The following is an 18,293-nucleotide window of genomic DNA, read 5'->3' on the forward strand; positions in this document are numbered from 1 at the left end:
AGCCCTGCAGGAAAAGCGACAAAACGCGGATTGTACCGTAACTGGAGCGGCGTACAGCGGGCTGAATAGGCTCAGTACCCGGCTACAGCTTCCAGCAGGCGGCGCACCGGTGCGAAGGAGCGCCGGTGAATCGGAGTCGGGCCCAAACGAATCAGGGCCTCAAGATGAACGGGCGTGGGGTAGCCCTTGTGCAGGGCAATACCGTAGCCCGGATAAAGCAGGTCGAGTTCGCGCATCTCGCGATCCCGGCTGACCTTGGCAAGAATCGACGCTGCGGCAATCGCCGGCACCTGAGCGTCGCCACCGATCACGGGTGCGCTGGGCACGGACAACTTCGGGCAGCGGTTGCCGTCTATCAGCGCCAGCTTTGGCGTCACGCTGAGGCCTTCAACAGCGCGCTGCATGGCCAGCATGGTGGCATGCAGGATATTCAGGCGGTCGATCTCTTCGACCTCGGCGCGGGCAATGCACCAGGCCAAGGCCTTTTCTTTAATCTCGTCGAACAGTTTTTCGCGGCGTGCTTCGCTGAGTTTCTTGGAATCATTGAGACCCAGGATGGGCCGCGCCGGATCGAGGATCACCGCCGCTGTCACCACCGCGCCACACAAAGGGCCGCGGCCGACTTCGTCGACACCGGCGACCAGCTCTTCGACAGTGACAAAATCCAGACCCAGCTGCATCAGCCACGCCCCAGCAGATCAAGCACTGCCGCGGCAGCGCGATCGGAAGCGCCGCGGCGCAGCGTACGGTGGATGGCGTCGAAACCTTCGGTCTGTACTTCGCCATCGACCAGCAGCGGTGACACCGTCTGGGCCAGCGACTCGGCAGTGGCCGCATCCTGGATCAGCTCGGGCACCAGCAGCCGCTGGGCGAGCAGATTGGGCAGAGAGATATAGGGGCTCTTCACCAGGCGTTTGAGAATCCGGAAGGTCATCGGCGCGACGCGGTAGGCCACCACCATCGGCCGCTTGTAAAGCAGCGCCTCAAGAGTAGCGGTGCCCGACGCAATCAATACCGCATCGCAGGCAGCCAGGGCATCGTGGGAGCGACCGTCGAGTAATTGCAGTGGCAGATCACGACCACCAAGCATCTGCTCGAGCTGCTGGCGACGCTCAGGGCTGGCGCATGGCAGCACAAAGCGTACGCCCGGGCGCAGAGCACGCAGCCGCTCTGCGGCATCGAGAAACAGGCTGCCGAGGCGCGCCACTTCACCACCGCGACTGCCTGGCAACAAGGCTACGACAGGCGCGTCGACAGGCAAGCCCAGCAGTTCGCGCGCAGCCGTGCGATCCGCTTGCAGCGGAATGGCATCCGCCAGCGGGTGGCCGACGAAACAGACGGGTACCTGATGCGCCTCATAGAACTGCGCCTCGAACGGGAACAGGGTCAGCATCAAGTCGCAGGCATCACGAATCTTCAGCACACGCTTCTGTCGCCATGCCCACACGGAGGGGCTGACGTAGTGCACGGTACGAATGCCTGCCTGGCGCAGCTTGAGTTCGACGCCCAGGGTAAAGTCTGGCGCATCGATACCAATGAACACATCGGGTTTGCGGGCAATCAAACTGGCGATCAGTCGGCGACGGCGCGACAGCAGCTCTGGCAGCCGTCCTAGCACTTCGACCAAGCCCATGACCGCGAGGCGCTCCATGGGGAAATCGCTGACCAGCCCCTCAGCCTGCATACGCGGGCCGCCGACACCGATGAACTCGACATTGGGATGGCGGGCTTTCAGCGCCTGCATCAGGCCCGAACCGAGAATATCGCCGGACGCCTCGCCGGCGACCAGCGCGACACGCAATACCTCAGCCATGGCTCAGCGGGTGATGCCGCGGCTGGAGGTCAGGATTGAATCACGGAAAACCGCTACTTCGGAGAATTGCGTGGCCACGTCTTCGAGCTCGACCAGCGCCTCTTCGATCGTGAAACCCTGGCGGTAGACGATCTTGTAGGCACGACGCAGCGCCTGCATCGCCTCGGAGCTGAAACCTCGACGGCGCAAGCCCTCGAAGTTCATGCTGCGCGCCTCGGCAGGGTTACCGGAAACGGTGACGTAAGCGGGTACGTCCTTGCCGATCGCTGCGCCCATGCCGGCGAAGGCATGTGCACCGATGTGGCAGAACTGATGCACCAGGGTGTAGCCAGACAGAATCGCCCAGTCACCAATGTGCACGTGCCCGGCCAATGCGACGTTATTGACCAGGATGCAATGGTTGCCAACCACGCTGTCGTGACCGATGTGCGCATAAGCCATAATCAGGTTGTGGTCACCGATAGTGGTTTCGTCACGATCCTGAACGGTGCCGCGGTGCATGGTCACGCCTTCACGGATGATGTTGTGATCACCAATGACCAGACGCGTGGGCTCACCCTTGTACTTGCGATCCGGGGTGTCTTCGCCGAGCGAGGCGAATTGATAAATCTTGTTGTGCTTCCCGATGCGGGTTGGACCCTTGAGGATCACATTCGGACCCAGCACGGTACCCTCGCCTATTTCTACGTCGGGCCCAATAATCGACCAAGGGCCGACGACGACGTCGTCTGCCAGCTTGGCGCTGGGATCGATGATGGCGCGAGGGTCAATCAAACTCATAACTTGCGTTCCGCACAGATGATTTCGGCCGAGCACACTTCTTTGCCGTCGACCGTGGCCTTGCATTCGAATTTCCAGATGCTGCGCTTGCTGCTGAGGAACTTGGCCTCGAGGATCAGCTGGTCACCCGGCACGACCGGCTGACGAAAGCGTAGCTTATCGGAGCCGACGAAATAATAGAGGGTGCCGTCGGCAGGCTTCACGTCCATCATCTTGAAACCGAGGATACCGGCAGCTTGTGCCATGGCCTCGATAATCAGAACGCCGGGCATGATCGGGTGCTCGGGAAAGTGGCCGTTGAAGAATGGCTCATTGACGCTGACATTCTTATAGGCCCGCACGCTCTTGCCTTCAAGATCCAGATCCGTGACCCGGTCCACCAGCAGGAACGGGTAACGGTGCGGCAAGTATTCGCGAATTTCGTTGATGTCCATCATTTCCAGAGAAGCCCGTAATAAAAAGAAGAGAGCACGGCATCAGCCGCGCTCAGGCATCAGATGAGGCATTCCCGCTCGAGGTCACGGCGCTCAGCTGTTTTTCCAACTGCTTCACACGCCGTGCCATGTCGTCCAGCTGGCGAATACGCGCCACGCTTTTCTTCCACTCGGCTGCAGGTTGCATAGCGGTACCCGAAGAATAGGCACCCGGTTCGGTGATCGAGCGCGTGACCATGGTCATGCCGGTGACGAAAACGCCGTCACACACATCAATGTGCCCGACCATACCAACGCCGCCGGCAATCATGCAGTTCTTGCCGATCGAGGTGCTACCGGAAATACCGACACAGGCAGCCATCGCGGTGTTGTCACCAACCTGCACGTTGTGCGCGATCATTATCTGGTTATCCAGCTTCACACCGTTGCCGATGCGCGTGTCGGACAACGCGCCACGGTCCAGCGTTGTGTTGGCGCCGATTTCGACATCGTCACCGATGCTCACGCCACCGATCTGGGCGATCTTCTGCCAGACGCCTTTTTCGTTGGCGAAGCCAAAGCCCTCGCCGCCGATCACCGCACCCGACTGAATGACCACGCGCTTGCCGATGCGCACATCGTGATAGAGCGTGACCCGCGGTGCCAGCCAGCCGCCCTCCCCGATCTCGGAGCGAGCGCCAACCACACAGTGAGCACCCAGCGACACGTTTGCCGCAATCCTGGCGCCACTCTCGATCACCACAAAGGGACCAATAGCCGCGGTCGGATCGACATGGGCGTCATCCGCCACCAGGGCGGTCGGATGAACACCCGCAGCCGCCTTGGGCTTGCGATCAAACAGATGGGACAATGACGCATAGGCCAGGTAAGGGTTGGCGACAACCAGCGCATTACCAGTGAAGCCTTCGGCATCCGCCGCGGTCAGCAACACAGCAGCGGCCTTGCAGCTGCCGAGGTGTTTGCGGTACTGGGCATTCGACAGGAACGTCAGCTGAGAAGGGCCGGCATCCTGCAAGGTTGCCAGCCCGTCGACCGTCTGATCCGCAGCGCCACGCAAGGTAGCGCCCAACCGCTCGGCCAACTCGCCGAGCGTGAAGACAGGCGTAGACATCATCAACGCATCTGATTCATGCGCTCGATGACCTGGCGAGTGATGTCGAACTGCGGTTTGACATCAATCACTGCGCCACGCTCAAGCACCAGGTCGAAGTTGCCATTTTTGATGACCTCTTCAACGGCCTTGTCCAGGTTCGGCTTGAGCTTCTTGAGCATATCGCGGTCAGCGCCAGCTTTGGCTTCATTCAGCTCCTTGGACTGGAACTGGAAGTCGCGGGCCTTCTGTTTGAAATCCAGCTCCAGGCGCTCACGCTCGGCGGTCTGCATTTTCTCACCGTCTTTGACGACGCGATCCTGAATACGCTTGGCGTCGCTTTCCAGGGTCTTCAGCTTGTTCAATTGCGGGCCGAACTTCTTCTCGGCATCAACGGCGTAGCGCTTGGCCGCATCGGACTCGAGCAGGGCCATTTGATAATTGAGTACGGCGATCTTCATTTCCGCGAATGCCGGGGTGGCCAGCAGAGCAGCGCTTAACAGAACCAGTTGAGTCAACTTACGCACGGTGCAACTCCTGCAGAAAAACTGTCTTCGTGATTCATGAGCAGACGCTTAGAACGTCTGACCGAGGGAGAACTGGAATACTTGGGTGTCGGCGTCGTCGGGCTTCTTGACTGGCATTGCCAGACTGAAGCTCAGCGGACCAAGGGCGGTGATCCAGGTCACGCCCACACCAACCGAGCTGGCCAGGTTACCGAAATCGATGTCGCAGCTATCGCCACGGCTCTTCTGCCCGGAACTGCAGTCGGTATCGAATACGTTACCCACGTCCCAGAACAAGGCGGTACGCAGCGAACGCTGATCCTTGACGAATGGCAGCGGGAACAGCAACTCGGCACCACCCTGGATCAACACGTTACCACCGAACGGCAATGGATCCTGATCCGGGTCGGCCAGCGTGCCTTCATTACGCCCGGTACTTGGCGTACTGCGTGGGCCCAGACTGCTGTCTTCGAAACCACGCACCGAATTGAAGCCGCCGGCGTAGTAGTTCTCATAGAACGGCAATTTGCTGGTGGAGCCGAATGCGCCACCGTAGCCCAACTGCGTGTGGAAGCGCATGGTGTAGGTGTCGGTCAGCGGCTTGAATACCTGGCCGCGATAATCGAGCTTGTAGAAAGACAGGTCGCTCCCTGGCACGGTAGTTTCAAACACCAGGCTCTGCGAGTGGCCGCGGTTGGCCAACACGCCACGGTTCAGGGTCGACTCGGACCAGCCCGCGGAGGCCTTGAAGTTGAGGTACTTCTCACCTTCCTGACGAGTGAAGTCGAAGATCTCATCGACGGTGTAACGGCCGGTGTTGATCTCGTCCTGCTGTACGGTCAGGCCGTAGGTCAGGCGAGCTGTCTCGCTGATCGGGTAGCCGATGTTGATACCGGCGCCCAGGCTGTCGACCGAGTAGCTGGAAACGTCGACATCGAGCTCGTCATAGTCGGTAGTGCGGTAGAAGGCGTTGTAGCCCAGGCTCACACCATCTTCGGTCCAGTAAGGATCAACGAAACTGAAGTTGTAGCGGCTCTGGTATTCACTTCGGGTCAGGCCGAGGCTGACGCGGTTACCACTGCCGAGGAAGTTGTTCTGGGTAATCGAGCCACCGAGAATCAGACCGGCGTTCTGCGCGAAACCGACGCTGGCGGTAATCGAGCCAGAGGCTTGCTCTTCGACGCTGTAGTTGACGTCAATCTGGTCGTCAGTGCCAGGTACCTGCGGGGTCTCGACGTTGACTTCCTTGAAGAAGCCCAGACGTTCCAGGCGCACCTTGGATTGATCGATCAGGTAGGTCGAAGCCCAGCCGCCTTCCATCTGGCGCATCTCGCGACGCAGCACTTCATCTTCGGTCTTGGTGTTGCCACGGAAGTTGACGCGATTGACATAGGCGCGCTTGCCCGGGTCGACGACGAAGGTGATCGATACCGAGTTGTCATCATTGTGCGGTTCCGGCACACCGTTGACGTTGGCAAACGTATAACCCTCGTTACCAAGGCGGCGGGTGATCAGCTCGCTGGTGGTGGTCATCACCTTACGGGAGAACACCTGCCCTTCCTTGACCAGCAGCAACGCGCGGACTTCTTCTTCCGGCACCTTGAGGTCGCCGGACAATTTCACGTCGCGGACCGTGTACTTCTCACCTTCATCGATGTTGACGGTGATGTAGACGTGCTTCTTGTCCGGCGTGATGGACACCTGGGTAGAGGTGATGTCCATGTTGATGTAGCCGCGGTCCAGGTAGTAGGAACGCAGGCGCTCCAGGTCACCGGAGAGTTTTTCGCGGGCGTACTTGTCGTCGTTCTTGAAGAACGACAGCCAGTTGGACGTCTTCAGCTCGAACAGATCGCCAAGGTCTTCGTCGGAAAAGACATTGTTGCCCACCACGTTGATGTGCTGGATGGCGGCAACAGTGCCCTCATTGATGTTGATCTTAAGCGCCACACGGTTGCGTGGCTGCGGGATCACTTCGGCGTCGATTTCTGCGGAATAACGACCCTGCGCCACATACTGACGCTGCAGTTCGTTACGCACACCTTCGAGCGTGGCGCGCTGGAAAATCTCGCCCTCGGCGAGACCGGACTGATTCAGGCCCTTGAGCAGGTCATCACTGCTGATGGCCTTGTTGCCGTCGATTTCGATACTGGAAATCGACGGACGCTCGACCACAGTGATGACCAGCACGTTGCCGTCGCGGCCGAGCTGGATGTCTTGGAAGAAGCCGGTCTTGAACAGTTCGCGGGTCGCCTCGACCAGGGTACGGTCATCGGCGGCCTCGCCCACATTCAGCGGCAGTGCGCCAAACAGGCTGCCAGCGGACACGCGCTGCAGGCCGTTAACGCGAATATCGGAGATGGTGAAGGACTCGGCGTGAACTTCGGCGATCATCAATGCGGCAAGCACCGCAGGTAGCAGCAGACGTTTCATGAAGTCCTTTCTTATTCCAACTAACGATATGAAATCAGTCGTTCGAGACGAAAGATATTAATACAGCAGAGGTCACAGGCGCCCCAGGTCATTGACCAGAGCCAGCAACATCACCCCGATTACCAGGCTGATGCCGATTTGCATCCCCCAACCCTGCACCCGTTCGGAGAGCGGACGACCCCGCACCCACTCGACCAGGTAATAAAGCAGATGCCCCCCATCGAGAACCGGAATGGGCAGCAAATTGAGAACGCCCAGACTGATGCTCAGGTAGGCGAGGAAATTCAAGAAGTCCCCGAGGCCCGACTCGGCCGAAGCGCCCGCCACTTTAGCAATGGTTATCGGCCCGCTCAAGTTTTTTACCGAGAGCTCGCCGAAGAGCATTTTCTTCAGCGAATCGAGGGTCAGGACGCTCATCGTCCAGGTACGCGACACCCCTTCACCCACGGCTTCAAGCGGGCCGTAGCTGACTTCGCGTAGCATGTGCGCCGGCCACTGCGCGGAGGCGACGCCAGCGCCCAGGTAACCGCTGACGGCCTCCCCTTCACCACGGCTAGCCAGGGTGACAGGCACGTCCAGGCGCTGACCATCGCGCTCCAGGGAAATCGACACGGCTTGACCAGGCAGCGCGCGCACACGGTCGACCAGATCCTGCCAATCGACCAGCGGTTTCTCGTTCAACGCCAGCAGCCTATCACCCATGCGCAGGCCTGCGGCTTGCGCTGGGCCTTCGGGGTCAAACTCGGCCAGCACTGGCTCCAGGCTCGGTCGCCACGGGCGAATGCCCAGCGACGCAATCGGGTCCGGCTCGTTGGCGCCGCGCAGCCAGTTGTCCAGCTCGACACGATGAACCGCGTCCGCACCACCATCAGGATGGCGGGTGGTGATCATCAGCTCGCCGCTCTCACCCAGCCGTCGCACCAGCTGCAGGTTGACTGCAGACCAGCCCGACGTTGCCTTGCCGTTGATCGAAACGATTTCCTCGCCAGCTTGCAGACCCGCGATCTGCGCGAGGCTACCGGACTCAACCGCACCGATGACCGGGCGCACCTGCTGGCTGCCGAGCATGGCCACGAACCAGAAGAACACCAGTGCCAAGGCGAAGTTGGCAGCCGGACCGGCTGCAACGATGGCGATCCGCTGCCCGACCGTTTTGCGATTGAACGATTGATCAACCAACGCGGCGGGAACGTCGCCCTCGCGCTCATCGAGCATCTTGACGTAGCCACCGAGTGGAATCGCGGCGATCACGAACTCCGTGCCCTGACGATCATGCCAGCGCACCAATGGCGTGCCGAAACCCACCGAAAAACGCAGCACCTTGACGCCGCAGCGCCTGGCTACCCAGAAATGACCGTACTCATGAAAAGTCACCAGCACCCCGAGCGCTACCAGGGTACCGACGATCATATACAGCGCGCTCATGCCACCTCTCCACGATTCAACCATTGCCCAGCCAGCTCCCGCGCACGGCGGTCGGCTTCAAGCACAGCGTCAAGGCATTCCACGGCAACTGCCGGCTCGGCCTCGAGCACGCCGTCAATGATACGCGCGATATCGGTAAAGCGAATCCGCCGCTCGAGGAATGCCGCCACTGCCACTTCGTTTGCGGCATTGAGCATGGCCGGGGCACTGCCGCCCGCCTCTGCTGCCTCACGCGCCAAGCGCAGACAGGGGAAGCGGGCATCGTCAGGGGCCTGGAAATCCAGGCGCGCGACAGTGAGCAGATCCAGCGGGGCAACCCCGGAGTCGATCCGCTCCGGCCAGGCCAGTGCATGAGCGATGGGCGTGCGCATATCGGGATTGCCGAGCTGCGCGAGCATCGAGCCGTCGACATAATCGACCAGCGAGTGAATGACGCTCTGCGGATGGATCACCACCTCGACCTGCTCGGGACGCGCATCGAACAGCCAGCAGGCCTCGATCAACTCCAGGCCCTTGTTCATCATGCTCGCCGAGTCCACCGAGATCTTGCGCCCCATCGACCAGTTGGGATGCGCACAGGCCTGCTCGGGCGTGACCGCATGCAGGGCTTCGGAGGACGTTTCCCGGAACGGACCACCCGAGGCGGTGAGCAGGATGCGACGTACGCCGACCGGCGCCAGGCCACGCGCGTAATCGTGTGGCAGGCACTGGAAGATCGCGTTGTGTTCACTGTCGATGGGCAACAGCACGGCGCCGCTCTGGCGCACCGCACGCATAAACAGCGCACCGGACATCACCAACGCTTCCTTGTTGGCCAGCAAGACTTTCTTGCCTGCCTCCACAGCCGCCAATGTCGGCTTGAGGCCCGCCGCGCCAACGATGGCCGCCATCACGGCGTCCACCTCGGCATGCGCAGAAACCTCACACAGCCCGGGCTCACCGAACAACACACGAGTCGTCTGCCCGCCAGCCTGCAGGCGCTGCTGCAGGTCACGGGCTGCTGTGGCGTCAGCGACCACGGCGAAGCGTGGCTGATGGATCAGGCACAGCGCTTCCAGTTCGGCCACGCGACTGAATGCCGACAAGGCGAAAACCTGGTAACGAGACGGGTGACGGGCGATGACGTCGAGCGTGCTGAGACCAATGGAGCCTGTGGCGCCCAATACGGTAATGCGCTGCAACTGACTCACAATGTGCCCCAGCCAGCCAGCAACAGCAGCACGGCAAACACCGGGACGGCTGCGGTCAAGCTGTCGATTCGATCGAGTACGCCGCCGTGGCCTGGCAGCAGGTTGCTGCTGTCCTTGATACCGGACTGACGCTTGAACATGCTTTCGGTCAGGTCACCAACCACGGAAATCAGCACCACCAGCGCAGCGGCTGGCAACGCCAGCATGAACACACCAGACGGCCAGCCACGGTAGATACCCACCACGAAAGTCATCAGCAAACTGAGCAACAACCCACCGATCAGACCCTCCCAGCTTTTGCCTGGGCTGACACGTGGAGCCAGCTTGCGCTTGCCAAAGCGCTTGCCCGAGAAATACGCGCCGATGTCCGCGACCCAGACCAACGCCATCACCGCAAGGATCAGCCAGTTGGCCAGCGGCCATTGCTTCAGCACCACAAGCCCTTGCCAGGCCGGTAGCAGAATCAGCAGGCCAATCAGCAAGCTGCCTGGCAGGCCGCCCCAGTAGCGGCTGCTTTGCGGGTAGGTGAGCACCAGAAACGTGGCGAATATCCACCACAACACGCCCACCGCCAACACCCATGGCGCCAGCATCGGCAGGCTATACAACAGATAAATCCCCAGCCCGACCACCACTGCGTAAGTAACACGCAACGACTGAGTGGCGAAGCCAGCCAGGCGCGCCCACTCCCATGCACCGAGCACCACGACTGCGCCGATGAACAGCGCAAAGGCTGCGCCTTCAAGCAGGAAAAAACCCGCCAGGGCAATCGGCAACAGGATCAATGCGGTAATGATTCGCTGCTTGAGCATCAGGCGCGGGCCTCGGCTTCGACTTGTTCGCTGGTTTTACCAAAACGCCGCTGACGCTTGGCGAAGTCCACCAGCGCTGCGCGCATGGCGTCGTGCTTGAAGTCCGGCCACAACAGATCGGAGAAATACAATTCACTGTAGGCCATCTGCCAGAGCAGGAAATTGCTGACCCGATGCTCGCCGCCCGTACGGATGCACAGGTCAGGCAAGGGCTGATCACCGGTGACCAGGCAGCTCTGCAGCAACCCCGGCGTGATGTCCTCAGGCTGCAAATGACCGCCCTGAACCTCGCGAGCCAGGCGCTGAGCGGCCTGCGCAATATCCCACTGACCACCGTAATTCGCAGCGATCTGCAGGATAAGGCGCTTTTCGCCAGCAGCGCCCGACGTCCTGGCTTCGGCTTCGCGCATGGCGGCTTGCAGCTCAGGATGGAAGCGCGAACGGTCTCCGATGATACGCAGACTGATACCGTTCTCGTCGAGCTTGCGGGTCTCCCTGCGCAAAGCGCTGAGGAACAACTCCATCAGCGCGCCAACTTCGTCGGCAGGCCGCTGCCAGTTCTCACTGGAGAAGGCGAACAGGGTCAATACCTCGACCCCGGACTCGGCGCACACCTCAATGACTGCACGCACCGCGTCGACGCCCGCCTTGTGACCGGCCACGCCGGGCAGCAGGCGCTTGCGCGCCCAGCGGTTATTACCGTCCATAATGATCGCCACGTGCCGTGGAACGGCCATCACGGCACCGACTTTACAATTGTCCATGGCGACTTCCTGGCCGTCAGACGGCCATCAGATCCGCTTCTTTCTGCTTAACGGCGGTCTCGATCTCGCCCACGAACTTGTCAGTCAGCTTCTGTACATCGTCCGCTGCGCGACGCTCTTCGTCTTCGCTGATTTCCTTCTCTTTGACCAGATCCTTGAGCTGACTCAGCGCATCACGACGAATGTTGCGCACAGCTACGCGGGCATCTTCAGCGGCGTCACGCGCCTGCTTGGTGAAGCCCTTACGGGTTTCTTCGGTCAGTGCCGGCATGGAAATCAGCAGCAGCTCGCCAAGGTTGGTCGGATTGAAGCCCAGACCGGAGCTCTGGATCGCTTTGTCCACCGCTGCCAGCATGTTGCGCTCGAACGCGACAACCTGAAGGGTACGCGAGTCTTTTACAGTGACACTGGCAACCTGATTCAACGGTGTATCTGCGCCGTAGTAAGGCACCATCACACCACCGAGAATGCTCGGGTGGGCCTGACCAGTGCGGATGCGGCTGAATGCGTGGGCCAGCGATTCCAGACTCTTCTGCATGCGCGTTTGCGCGTCTTTCTTGATTTCGTTGATCATTCTTTATTTCCCTCGACCAAAGTACCTTCGGCGCCGCCCACCACGACATTGAGCAGGGCACCTGGCTTGTTCATATTGAAAACACGCAACGGCATATTATGGTCACGGCACAGGCAAATAGCCGTCAGATCCATAACGCCCAGTTTGCGATCGAGCACCTCGTCATAGGTGAGGCGATCGAATTTTTCCGCATGCGGGTCCTTGAATGGATCGGCAGTGTACACACCATCCACCTTGGTTGCCTTCAGCACCACATCGGCGTCGATCTCGATACCACGCAGGCAGGCCGCCGAGTCGGTGGTGAAGAACGGATTACCAGTGCCAGCAGCGAAAATCACCACCTCACCGGTCTTCAGGTGGCGCATGGCCTTGCGACGATCATAGTGATCGGTGACACCAACCATCGAGATGGCAGACATGACCAACGCGGGGATATTCGAGCGTTCCAGCGCATCACGCATGGCCAGGGCGTTCATCACCGTGGCGAGCATGCCCATGTGGTCACCGGTTACCCGGTCCATGCCAGCAGCGCTCAATGCAGCGCCGCGGAACAGGTTGCCGCCGCCGATCACTACGCCAACCTGCACACCAATGCCGACCAGCTGGCCGACTTCCAGCGCCATGCGATCCAGCACCTTGGGATCGATACCGAAATCTTCAGACCCCATCAGGGCCTCGCCGCTGAGTTTGAGCAGAATGCGCTTGTAGCGCGGTTGACGACCACTCACCTGCTGAGCCATTACCAGTCTCTCCTGCGGCGTAAGAAAGCGTGCGAGCCCGATGGCTCACCCATATCGAGCGCTTCGACAGCGCTCACGACCGTTCGTGCCCTGGGCACCAACCGCCGCTCTGAAAAAAATCCCCTTTGAAAAAGAGGCCGCGCGCGTGAGCGGGCAGCCTCTTCTGGGGCACTAGCTGAGACGCCTGCTGCTTACTGCTTGCTGGCAGCAACCTGAGCAGCAACTTCAGCAGCGAAGTCGTTCTCGGCCTTCTCGATGCCTTCGCCCACTTCGTAACGTACGAAGGAAACGATTTCAGCACCGGCTTTCTTGACCAGCTCACCGACCTTGACTTCCGGGTCCATGATGAACGCTTGCTCAACCAGGCTGGCTTCAGCCAGGAACTTGTTGATACGGCCTTTGATCATGTTCTCGACGATGTTTTCCGGCTTGCCAGCGATCTTGTCGGCATTCAGCTGCAGGAAGATTTCTTTTTCCTTGGCAACCAGCTCTTCCGAGACCTGATCCGGGGAAACAACGGCCGGGTTGGAGGCAGCAACGTGCATGGCAACGTGCTTGGCCAGCTCGTCGTTACCGCCTTTCAGAACGACCAGAACACCGATACGGTGGCCGTGCAGGTAGGCACCAACGGTTTCGCCAGAAACGGCGCTCAGGCGACGGATATTGACGTTCTCGCCGCACTTGGCGACCAGCGCTTCACGAGCCGACTCGCGAGAAGCGATCAGCGGAGCGACGTCGGTCAGGTTCTGAGTGAAGGCTTCATCCAGGCTGTCTTTTACGAAGCCTTTGAAGTCGTCCTGCAGAGCCAGGAAGTCGGTCTGCGAGTTGACTTCGATGATCAGGCCGCGGCCACCTTCGACGCGAGCGGCGATAGCGCCTTCAGCGGCGATGTTACCGGCTTTCTTGGCAGCCTTGATGGCGCCCGAAGCACGCATGTCATCAATGGCTTTTTCGATGTCGCCGCCAGCGGCAACCAGGGCCTTCTTGCATTCCATCATGCCTTGGCCGGTACGCTCGCGCAGTTCTTTAACCAGGGCTGCAGTGATCTCTGCCATTTTGAAAATCCTCTTGGTAGGTCTTCAACCATCGCCCGTCATACAGGCGATCAAATCTGTGAGTGGCAAAAAGGGGGCCTAGCCCCCTTTTTGCGCAGCGCATAACACTAAATGCTCTGCGTTACCGCTTAGCCTTCGGCAGCTGCTGCAGCCGGTGCTTCTTCAACGAACGCTTCGGTAGCGCCGCCAACGTTGCTACGACCACGAACTACGGCGTCGGCCATTGCACCCATGTACAGCTGGATGGCGCGGATGGCGTCGTCGTTACCCGGGATGATGTAGTCAACGCCTTCTGGGCTGCTGTTGGTATCGACAATGCCGATGACCGGGATGCCCAGCTTGTTGGCTTCGGTGATCGCGATGCGCTCGTGATCAACGTCGATGACGAACAGAGCGTCCGGCAGACCGCCCATGTCCTTGATACCACCCAGGCTGCGATCCAGTTTTTCCAGATCACGGGTGCGCATCAGCGCTTCTTTCTTGGTCAGCTTGGTGAAGGTGCCGTCCTGGGACTGCACTTCCAGATCACGCAGACGCTTGATCGAGGCACGGATGGTTTTGAAGTTGGTGAGCATGCCGCCCAACCAGCGGTGATCGACGAACGGCGAGCCGCAACGAGCAGCTTCTTCGCGAACGATCTTGCCAGCGGAACGCTTGGTGCCGACGAACAGAATCTTGTTCTTGCCAGCAGCCAGCTTCTCAACGAACGACAGGGCGTCGTTGAACATCGGCAGGGTTTTTTCGAGGTTGATAATGTGAATCTTGTTACGCGCGCCGAAAATGTACTTGCCCATTTTCGGGTTCCAGTAACGGGTCTGGTGACCGAAGTGCACACCGGCCTTCAGCATATCGCGCATGTTGACTTGGGACATGATAGTTCCTTGATAAGTCGGGTTAGGCCTCCACGCGTCCCAATTTCCAACCCTTGCGGGCACCCAGGAAATCGTGTCGACACGTGTGTGGGGTTAAGCTTTCGGGGTCTGCCCCGTAAAGCGGCGCGTTTTATACCACAGAAAGTCAAGGCAAGCTATACGCGCAAACATGCCTGGCTGGTCGAGTGTAGCCCAGGCGCTTCAAGCTTCCAGCCGCAAACTGTTACCATGCCCATCTTTAAATAAAGCTACCGAGATCACCATGACCGTCACCCTGAAGACGCCCGATGAAATCGAGAAGATGCGCATCGCCGGCCGCCTGGCTGCTGAAGTGCTGGAAATGATTGCCGAGCACATCAAACCGGGCGTCACCACCGACGAGCTGAACACCCTCTGCCACGAGCACATCGTCAACGTGCAAAAGGCCATTCCTGCGCCACTCAATTACGGCGCTGCGCCGGGCCGCCCTGGCTTCCCGAAGTCGATCTGCACCTCGCTCAACCATGTGGTGTGTCATGGCATCCCCAATGACAAGCCGCTCAAGGAAGGTGATGTGATGAACATCGACATCACCGTGATCAAGGACGGTTACTACGGCGACACCAGCCGCATGTTCCATGTCGGCAAGGTGCCAGAGTGGGCCGAGCGTCTGTCGCAGGTGACTCAGGAGTGTCTGTACAAGGGCATCGAAGTGGTGCGGCCGGGCGCTCGCCTGGGCGATATCGGCGAAGTGATCCAGAAGCACGCCGAGAAGAATGGTTTCTCGGTGGTGCGCGAGTTCTGCGGCCACGGCATCGGCTCGGTATTCCACGAAGAGCCGCAGGTACTGCACTACGGTCGCGCCGGTACCGGCATGGAGCTCAAGGAAGGCATGACGTTCACCATCGAGCCGATGATCAATCAGGGCCGCCCGGAAACCCGTGTACTGGGTGACGGCTGGACCGCAATCACCAAGGACCGCAAATTGTCCGCGCAGTGGGAACACACCCTGCTGGTTACCGCTGACGGTTACGAGATTTTCACCCTGCGCGGCGACGACACCATCGCTCGCGTCTCTGGCTGATTTCGAACCCCGCCTATAGATAGAAGGAAGGCCGCCGCATGCCGCAGGTAGATCCCGAGTTGTTCGATCGCGGCCAGTTCCAGGCGGAACTGGCGCTCAAGTCCAGCCCCATCGGCGCCTTCAAGAAAGCCATTCGTCGCGCGCACGACGTGCTCGATGCGCGGTTTCGCAGCATTCGCGACGTACGTCGGCTGGTCGAGGACCGCGCCTGGCTCACCGACCAGATCCTACTGGAAGCCTGGAATCGCTTCTCTTGGAGCGAAGACGCCGAAATCGCCCTGCTGGCTGTCGGCGGCTACGGTCGCGGCGAGCTCCACCCTTATTCGGACATCGACCTGCTGATCCTTCTAGGCAGCGACGATCAGGAAACCTTCCGCGAATCTATTGAAGGTTTCCTCACCCTGCTCTGGGACGTCGGCCTGGAAGTCGGTCAGAGCGTGCGCTCGGTCGCCGAGTGCGCCGAAGAAGCGCGTGCCGACCTGACGGTAATCACCAACCTGATGGAAAGCCGCACCATCGCCGGTCCCGAGCACTTGCGTGTGCGCATGCAGGAGGTGACGGCCACTGCGCACATGTGGCCAAGCCAGGCATTCTTCATGGCCAAGCGCCAGGAGCAGAAGAACCGCCACGCCAAGTACAACGATACCGAGTACAACCTGGAGCCGAACGTCAAAAGCTCACCGGGCGGGCTGCGCGATGTGCAGACCATTCTGTGGATAGCACGGCGTCATTTCGGCACTCTGAACCTGCACGCGATGGTCGGCCAGGGCTTCCTGCTGGAAAGCGAATACACCCTGCTGGCCTCCTCTCAGGAATTTCTCTGGAAGGTGCGCTACGCCTTGCACATGCTGGCTGGCCGGGCCGAAGACCGGCTGCTGTTCGACCATCAAAGCAAGGTGGCCGAACTGCTCGGTTACAACGAGGGTGACAGCAAGCGCACCATCGAGCGCTTCATGCAGAAGTACTACCGGGTGGTGATGGCCATCGCCGAATTGAGTGACCTGATCACCCAGCATTTCGAAGAAGTGATTTTACGGGCCAGCGAGAGCAGCCCTGCCACAGCGCTGAACAACCGCTTCCAGGTGCGCGACGGCTACATTGAAGTCACCCACCCGAATGTGTTCAAGCGCACGCCGTTCGCCATCATCGAGATTTTCGTGCTGATGGCCCAGCATCCCGATCTCAACGGCGTGTGCGCCGACACCATCCGCCTGTTGCGCGACCACCGCCATCTGATCGATGACGACTTCCGCCAGGACATTCGCAACACCAGCCTGTTCATCGAACTGTTCAAGTGCGAACAGGGCATCCATCGCAACCTGCGCCGCATGAACCGTTACGGCATTCTCGGCCGCTACCTGCCGGAGTTTGGCCACATCGTCGGGCAGATGCAGCATGACCTGTTCCATATCTATACGGTCGATGCTCACACCCTGAATCTGATCAAACACCTGCGCAAATTCAAGTGGCCGGAGCTGGCCGAGAAATTCCCCCTCGCCAGTGAGCTGATCGACAAGCTGCCCAAGCCCGAGCTGATCTACCTGGCGGGCCTGTACCACGACATCGGCAAGGGCCGTGGCGGCGACCATTCCGAGCTGGGCGCCATCGACGCCGAAGCCTTCGGCCAGCGTCACCATTTGCCAGCCTGGGACACCGGGCTGATCGTCTGGCTGGTGCAGAACCACCTGGCGATGTCGACCACCGCACAGCGCAAGGACTTGTCCGACCCTCAGGTGATCAACGACTTCGCGGCGTTCGTCGGCGACCAGACCCACCTGGATTATCTCTACGTGCTCACTGTGGCCGATATCAACGCCACCAACCCGAGCCTGTGGAACTCCTGGCGCGCCACGCTGATGCGCCAGCTCTACACGGAAACCAAGCGAGCCCTGCGCCGCGGCCTGGAAAACCCGGTGGAGCGTGAAGAGCAGATCCGCCTGACGCAGAGCGCGGCGCTTGAGATGCTGGTGCGCGATGGCACCGATGCCGATGACATCGAGCAGCTGTGGTCGCAGCTGGGCGATGACTATTTCCTGCGCCACACCGCCGATGACGTCGCCTGGCACACCGATGCCATCCTCCGGCAGCCGAGTGACGGCGACCCGCTGGTACTGATGAAGGAAACCACCCAACGCGAGTTCGAAGGCGGCACGCAGATTTTCATCTACGCGCCGGACCAGCACGACTTCTTCGCCGTGACCGTGGCGGCCATGGCCCAGCTGAACCTGAATATCCACGATGCGCGGATTCTCACCTCGACCAGCCAGTTCACGCTCGACACCTACATCGTGCTCGAGGCGGAAGGCGGTTCGATTGGCAACAATCCGCAGCGCATCCAGCAAATACGCCAGAGCCTGGTCGATACGCTGAAGCACCCGGATGAATATCCCAACATCATCCAGCGCCGCGTACCGCGCCAGCTCAAGCACTTCGCCTTTGCGCCGCAAGTGACCATTCACAACGATGCACAGCGACCGGTTACCGTGCTGGAGCTGACAGCGCCTGATCGCCCCGGCCTGCTGGCCAAGGTCGGGCGCATTTTCCTGGACTTTGACCTGTCGCTGCAGAACGCCAAGATTGCCACCCTGGGCGAGCGCGTCGAGGACGTGTTCTTCGTCACCGATGCCAACAATCAGCCGCTGTCGGACCCGGAACTCTGTGCGCGGCTGCAGCAGACCATCATCACCAAGCTGTCAGCGACGAGCAGCCCGAGTCCGCTGCAAATCAGTATCTAACATTTGCAGG

17 protein-coding genes are annotated in these 18,293 nt (G+C 60.2%); 2 read left to right on the forward strand and 15 right to left on the reverse strand.

What is annotated here, in order from left to right; translation table 11 throughout:
• Window positions 1–71 precede the first annotated feature (71 nt).
• The 15 genes from rnhB to rpsB all read right to left on the reverse strand — a co-directional run bounded on the left by rnhB (window position 72) and on the right by rpsB (window position 14,485).
• A complete protein-coding gene (gene rnhB, locus BLS60_RS05920) occupies window positions 72–680 on the reverse strand; it encodes a ribonuclease HII (RefSeq protein ID WP_092365846.1) in 609 nt (202 codons plus the stop codon).
• Window positions 680–1,813, reverse strand: coding sequence for a lipid-A-disaccharide synthase (gene lpxB, locus BLS60_RS05925; RefSeq protein WP_092365849.1), 1,134 nt, complete (start codon window positions 1,811–1,813; stop codon window positions 680–682). The genes rnhB and lpxB overlap by 1 nt, the downstream gene beginning before the upstream one ends.
• A gap of 3 nt (window positions 1,814–1,816) precedes the next feature.
• A complete protein-coding gene (lpxA, locus tag BLS60_RS05930; protein WP_070882237.1) occupies window positions 1,817–2,593 on the reverse strand; it encodes an acyl-ACP--UDP-N-acetylglucosamine O-acyltransferase in 777 nt (258 codons plus the stop codon).
• Window positions 2,590–3,030 carry a 3-hydroxyacyl-ACP dehydratase FabZ gene (gene fabZ / locus BLS60_RS05935; RefSeq protein WP_042555181.1) on the reverse strand — a complete coding sequence of 147 codons (441 nt, stop codon included), beginning with the start codon at window positions 3,028–3,030 and terminating at the stop codon, window positions 2,590–2,592. Before fabZ ends, lpxA begins: the two co-directional genes overlap by 4 nt.
• Before the next feature lie 49 nt (window positions 3,031–3,079).
• The gene (gene lpxD / locus BLS60_RS05940) at window positions 3,080–4,141 is read right to left on the reverse strand and encodes a UDP-3-O-(3-hydroxymyristoyl)glucosamine N-acyltransferase (RefSeq protein WP_092365852.1); all 1,062 of its coding nucleotides are present in this window, start codon (window positions 4,139–4,141) and stop codon (window positions 3,080–3,082) included.
• Window positions 4,141–4,644 carry an OmpH/Skp family outer membrane protein gene (locus BLS60_RS05945; protein WP_070882236.1) on the reverse strand — a complete coding sequence of 168 codons (504 nt, stop codon included), beginning with the start codon at window positions 4,642–4,644 and terminating at the stop codon, window positions 4,141–4,143. The genes lpxD and BLS60_RS05945 overlap by 1 nt, the downstream gene beginning before the upstream one ends.
• Window positions 4,645–4,692: 48 nt before the next feature.
• Window positions 4,693–7,053, reverse strand: a complete 2,361-nt coding sequence (gene bamA / locus BLS60_RS05950; protein ID WP_092365855.1) for an outer membrane protein assembly factor BamA — start codon at window positions 7,051–7,053, stop codon at window positions 4,693–4,695.
• Between the two features lie 72 nt (window positions 7,054–7,125).
• Entirely contained in the window at window positions 7,126–8,478 is a 1,353-nt protein-coding gene (gene rseP, locus BLS60_RS05955) for an RIP metalloprotease RseP (RefSeq protein WP_092365858.1), read from the reverse strand.
• Window positions 8,475–9,668 carry a 1-deoxy-D-xylulose-5-phosphate reductoisomerase gene (gene ispC / locus BLS60_RS05960; RefSeq protein WP_092365862.1) on the reverse strand — a complete coding sequence of 398 codons (1,194 nt, stop codon included), beginning with the start codon at window positions 9,666–9,668 and terminating at the stop codon, window positions 8,475–8,477. Before ispC ends, rseP begins: the two co-directional genes overlap by 4 nt.
• Entirely contained in the window at window positions 9,665–10,480 is an 816-nt protein-coding gene (locus tag BLS60_RS05965) for a phosphatidate cytidylyltransferase (RefSeq protein ID WP_092365865.1), read from the reverse strand. The genes ispC and BLS60_RS05965 overlap by 4 nt, the downstream gene beginning before the upstream one ends.
• Window positions 10,480–11,244: a polyprenyl diphosphate synthase gene (uppS, locus tag BLS60_RS05970; protein WP_092365868.1), complete on the reverse strand. Its 765-nt coding sequence runs from the start codon at window positions 11,242–11,244 to the stop codon at window positions 10,480–10,482. The genes BLS60_RS05965 and uppS overlap by 1 nt, the downstream gene beginning before the upstream one ends.
• Window positions 11,245–11,260: 16 nt before the next feature.
• Entirely contained in the window at window positions 11,261–11,818 is a 558-nt protein-coding gene (gene frr, locus BLS60_RS05975; protein ID WP_070882230.1) for a ribosome recycling factor, read from the reverse strand.
• Complete coding sequence (pyrH, locus tag BLS60_RS05980; RefSeq protein ID WP_070882229.1) at window positions 11,815–12,558, reverse strand: UMP kinase; 744 nt, start codon at window positions 12,556–12,558, stop codon at window positions 11,815–11,817. The genes frr and pyrH overlap by 4 nt, the downstream gene beginning before the upstream one ends.
• A 191-nt stretch (window positions 12,559–12,749) precedes the next feature.
• A complete protein-coding gene (tsf, locus tag BLS60_RS05985; protein ID WP_070882228.1) occupies window positions 12,750–13,613 on the reverse strand; it encodes a translation elongation factor Ts in 864 nt (287 codons plus the stop codon).
• A gap of 128 nt (window positions 13,614–13,741) precedes the next feature.
• Complete coding sequence (gene rpsB, locus BLS60_RS05990) at window positions 13,742–14,485, reverse strand: 30S ribosomal protein S2 (protein ID WP_070882227.1); 744 nt, start codon at window positions 14,483–14,485, stop codon at window positions 13,742–13,744.
• A 262-nt stretch (window positions 14,486–14,747) separates the two neighbouring features.
• Between rpsB and map the strand changes: the two genes are divergently transcribed.
• Window positions 14,748–15,548: a type I methionyl aminopeptidase gene (gene map, locus BLS60_RS05995; protein WP_092365871.1), complete on the forward strand. Its 801-nt coding sequence runs from the start codon at window positions 14,748–14,750 to the stop codon at window positions 15,546–15,548.
• A gap of 38 nt (window positions 15,549–15,586) precedes the next feature.
• Window positions 15,587–18,283: a [protein-PII] uridylyltransferase gene (locus BLS60_RS06000; RefSeq protein WP_092365874.1), complete on the forward strand. Its 2,697-nt coding sequence runs from the start codon at window positions 15,587–15,589 to the stop codon at window positions 18,281–18,283.
• The last annotated feature ends 10 nt before the right edge of the window (window positions 18,284–18,293 follow it).

Source organism: Phytopseudomonas seleniipraecipitans (assembly GCF_900102335.1).
In the GTDB taxonomy this organism is placed as follows: Bacteria; Pseudomonadota; Gammaproteobacteria; order Pseudomonadales; family Pseudomonadaceae; genus Aquipseudomonas; species Aquipseudomonas seleniipraecipitans.

What these genes read in the sequence shown, in the direction of transcription:
- BLS60_RS06000 (WP_092365874.1), top strand. Translation starts at nt 15,587, where the DNA reads ATGCCGCAGGTAGATCCCGAGTTGTTCGATCGCGGCCAGTTCCAGGCG.
- fabZ (WP_042555181.1), bottom strand. Translation starts at nt 3,030, where the DNA reads ATGATGGACATCAACGAAATTCGCGAATACTTGCCGCACCGTTACCCG.
- BLS60_RS05965 (WP_092365865.1), bottom strand. Translation starts at nt 10,480, where the DNA reads ATGCTCAAGCAGCGAATCATTACCGCATTGATCCTGTTGCCGATTGCC.
- lpxB (WP_092365849.1), bottom strand. Translation starts at nt 1,813, where the DNA reads ATGGCTGAGGTATTGCGTGTCGCGCTGGTCGCCGGCGAGGCGTCCGGC.
- rnhB (WP_092365846.1), bottom strand. Translation starts at nt 680, where the DNA reads ATGCAGCTGGGTCTGGATTTTGTCACTGTCGAAGAGCTGGTCGCCGGT.
- rpsB (WP_070882227.1), bottom strand. Translation starts at nt 14,485, where the DNA reads ATGTCCCAAGTCAACATGCGCGATATGCTGAAGGCCGGTGTGCACTTC.
- frr (WP_070882230.1), bottom strand. Translation starts at nt 11,818, where the DNA reads ATGATCAACGAAATCAAGAAAGACGCGCAAACGCGCATGCAGAAGAGT.
- map (WP_092365871.1), top strand. Translation starts at nt 14,748, where the DNA reads ATGACCGTCACCCTGAAGACGCCCGATGAAATCGAGAAGATGCGCATC.
- pyrH (WP_070882229.1), bottom strand. Translation starts at nt 12,558, where the DNA reads ATGGCTCAGCAGGTGAGTGGTCGTCAACCGCGCTACAAGCGCATTCTG.
- lpxD (WP_092365852.1), bottom strand. Translation starts at nt 4,141, where the DNA reads ATGATGTCTACGCCTGTCTTCACGCTCGGCGAGTTGGCCGAGCGGTTG.
- rseP (WP_092365858.1), bottom strand. Translation starts at nt 8,478, where the DNA reads ATGAGCGCGCTGTATATGATCGTCGGTACCCTGGTAGCGCTCGGGGTG.
- uppS (WP_092365868.1), bottom strand. Translation starts at nt 11,244, where the DNA reads ATGGACAATTGTAAAGTCGGTGCCGTGATGGCCGTTCCACGGCACGTG.
- lpxA (WP_070882237.1), bottom strand. Translation starts at nt 2,593, where the DNA reads ATGAGTTTGATTGACCCTCGCGCCATCATCGATCCCAGCGCCAAGCTG.
- bamA (WP_092365855.1), bottom strand. Translation starts at nt 7,053, where the DNA reads ATGAAACGTCTGCTGCTACCTGCGGTGCTTGCCGCATTGATGATCGCC.
- tsf (WP_070882228.1), bottom strand. Translation starts at nt 13,613, where the DNA reads ATGGCAGAGATCACTGCAGCCCTGGTTAAAGAACTGCGCGAGCGTACC.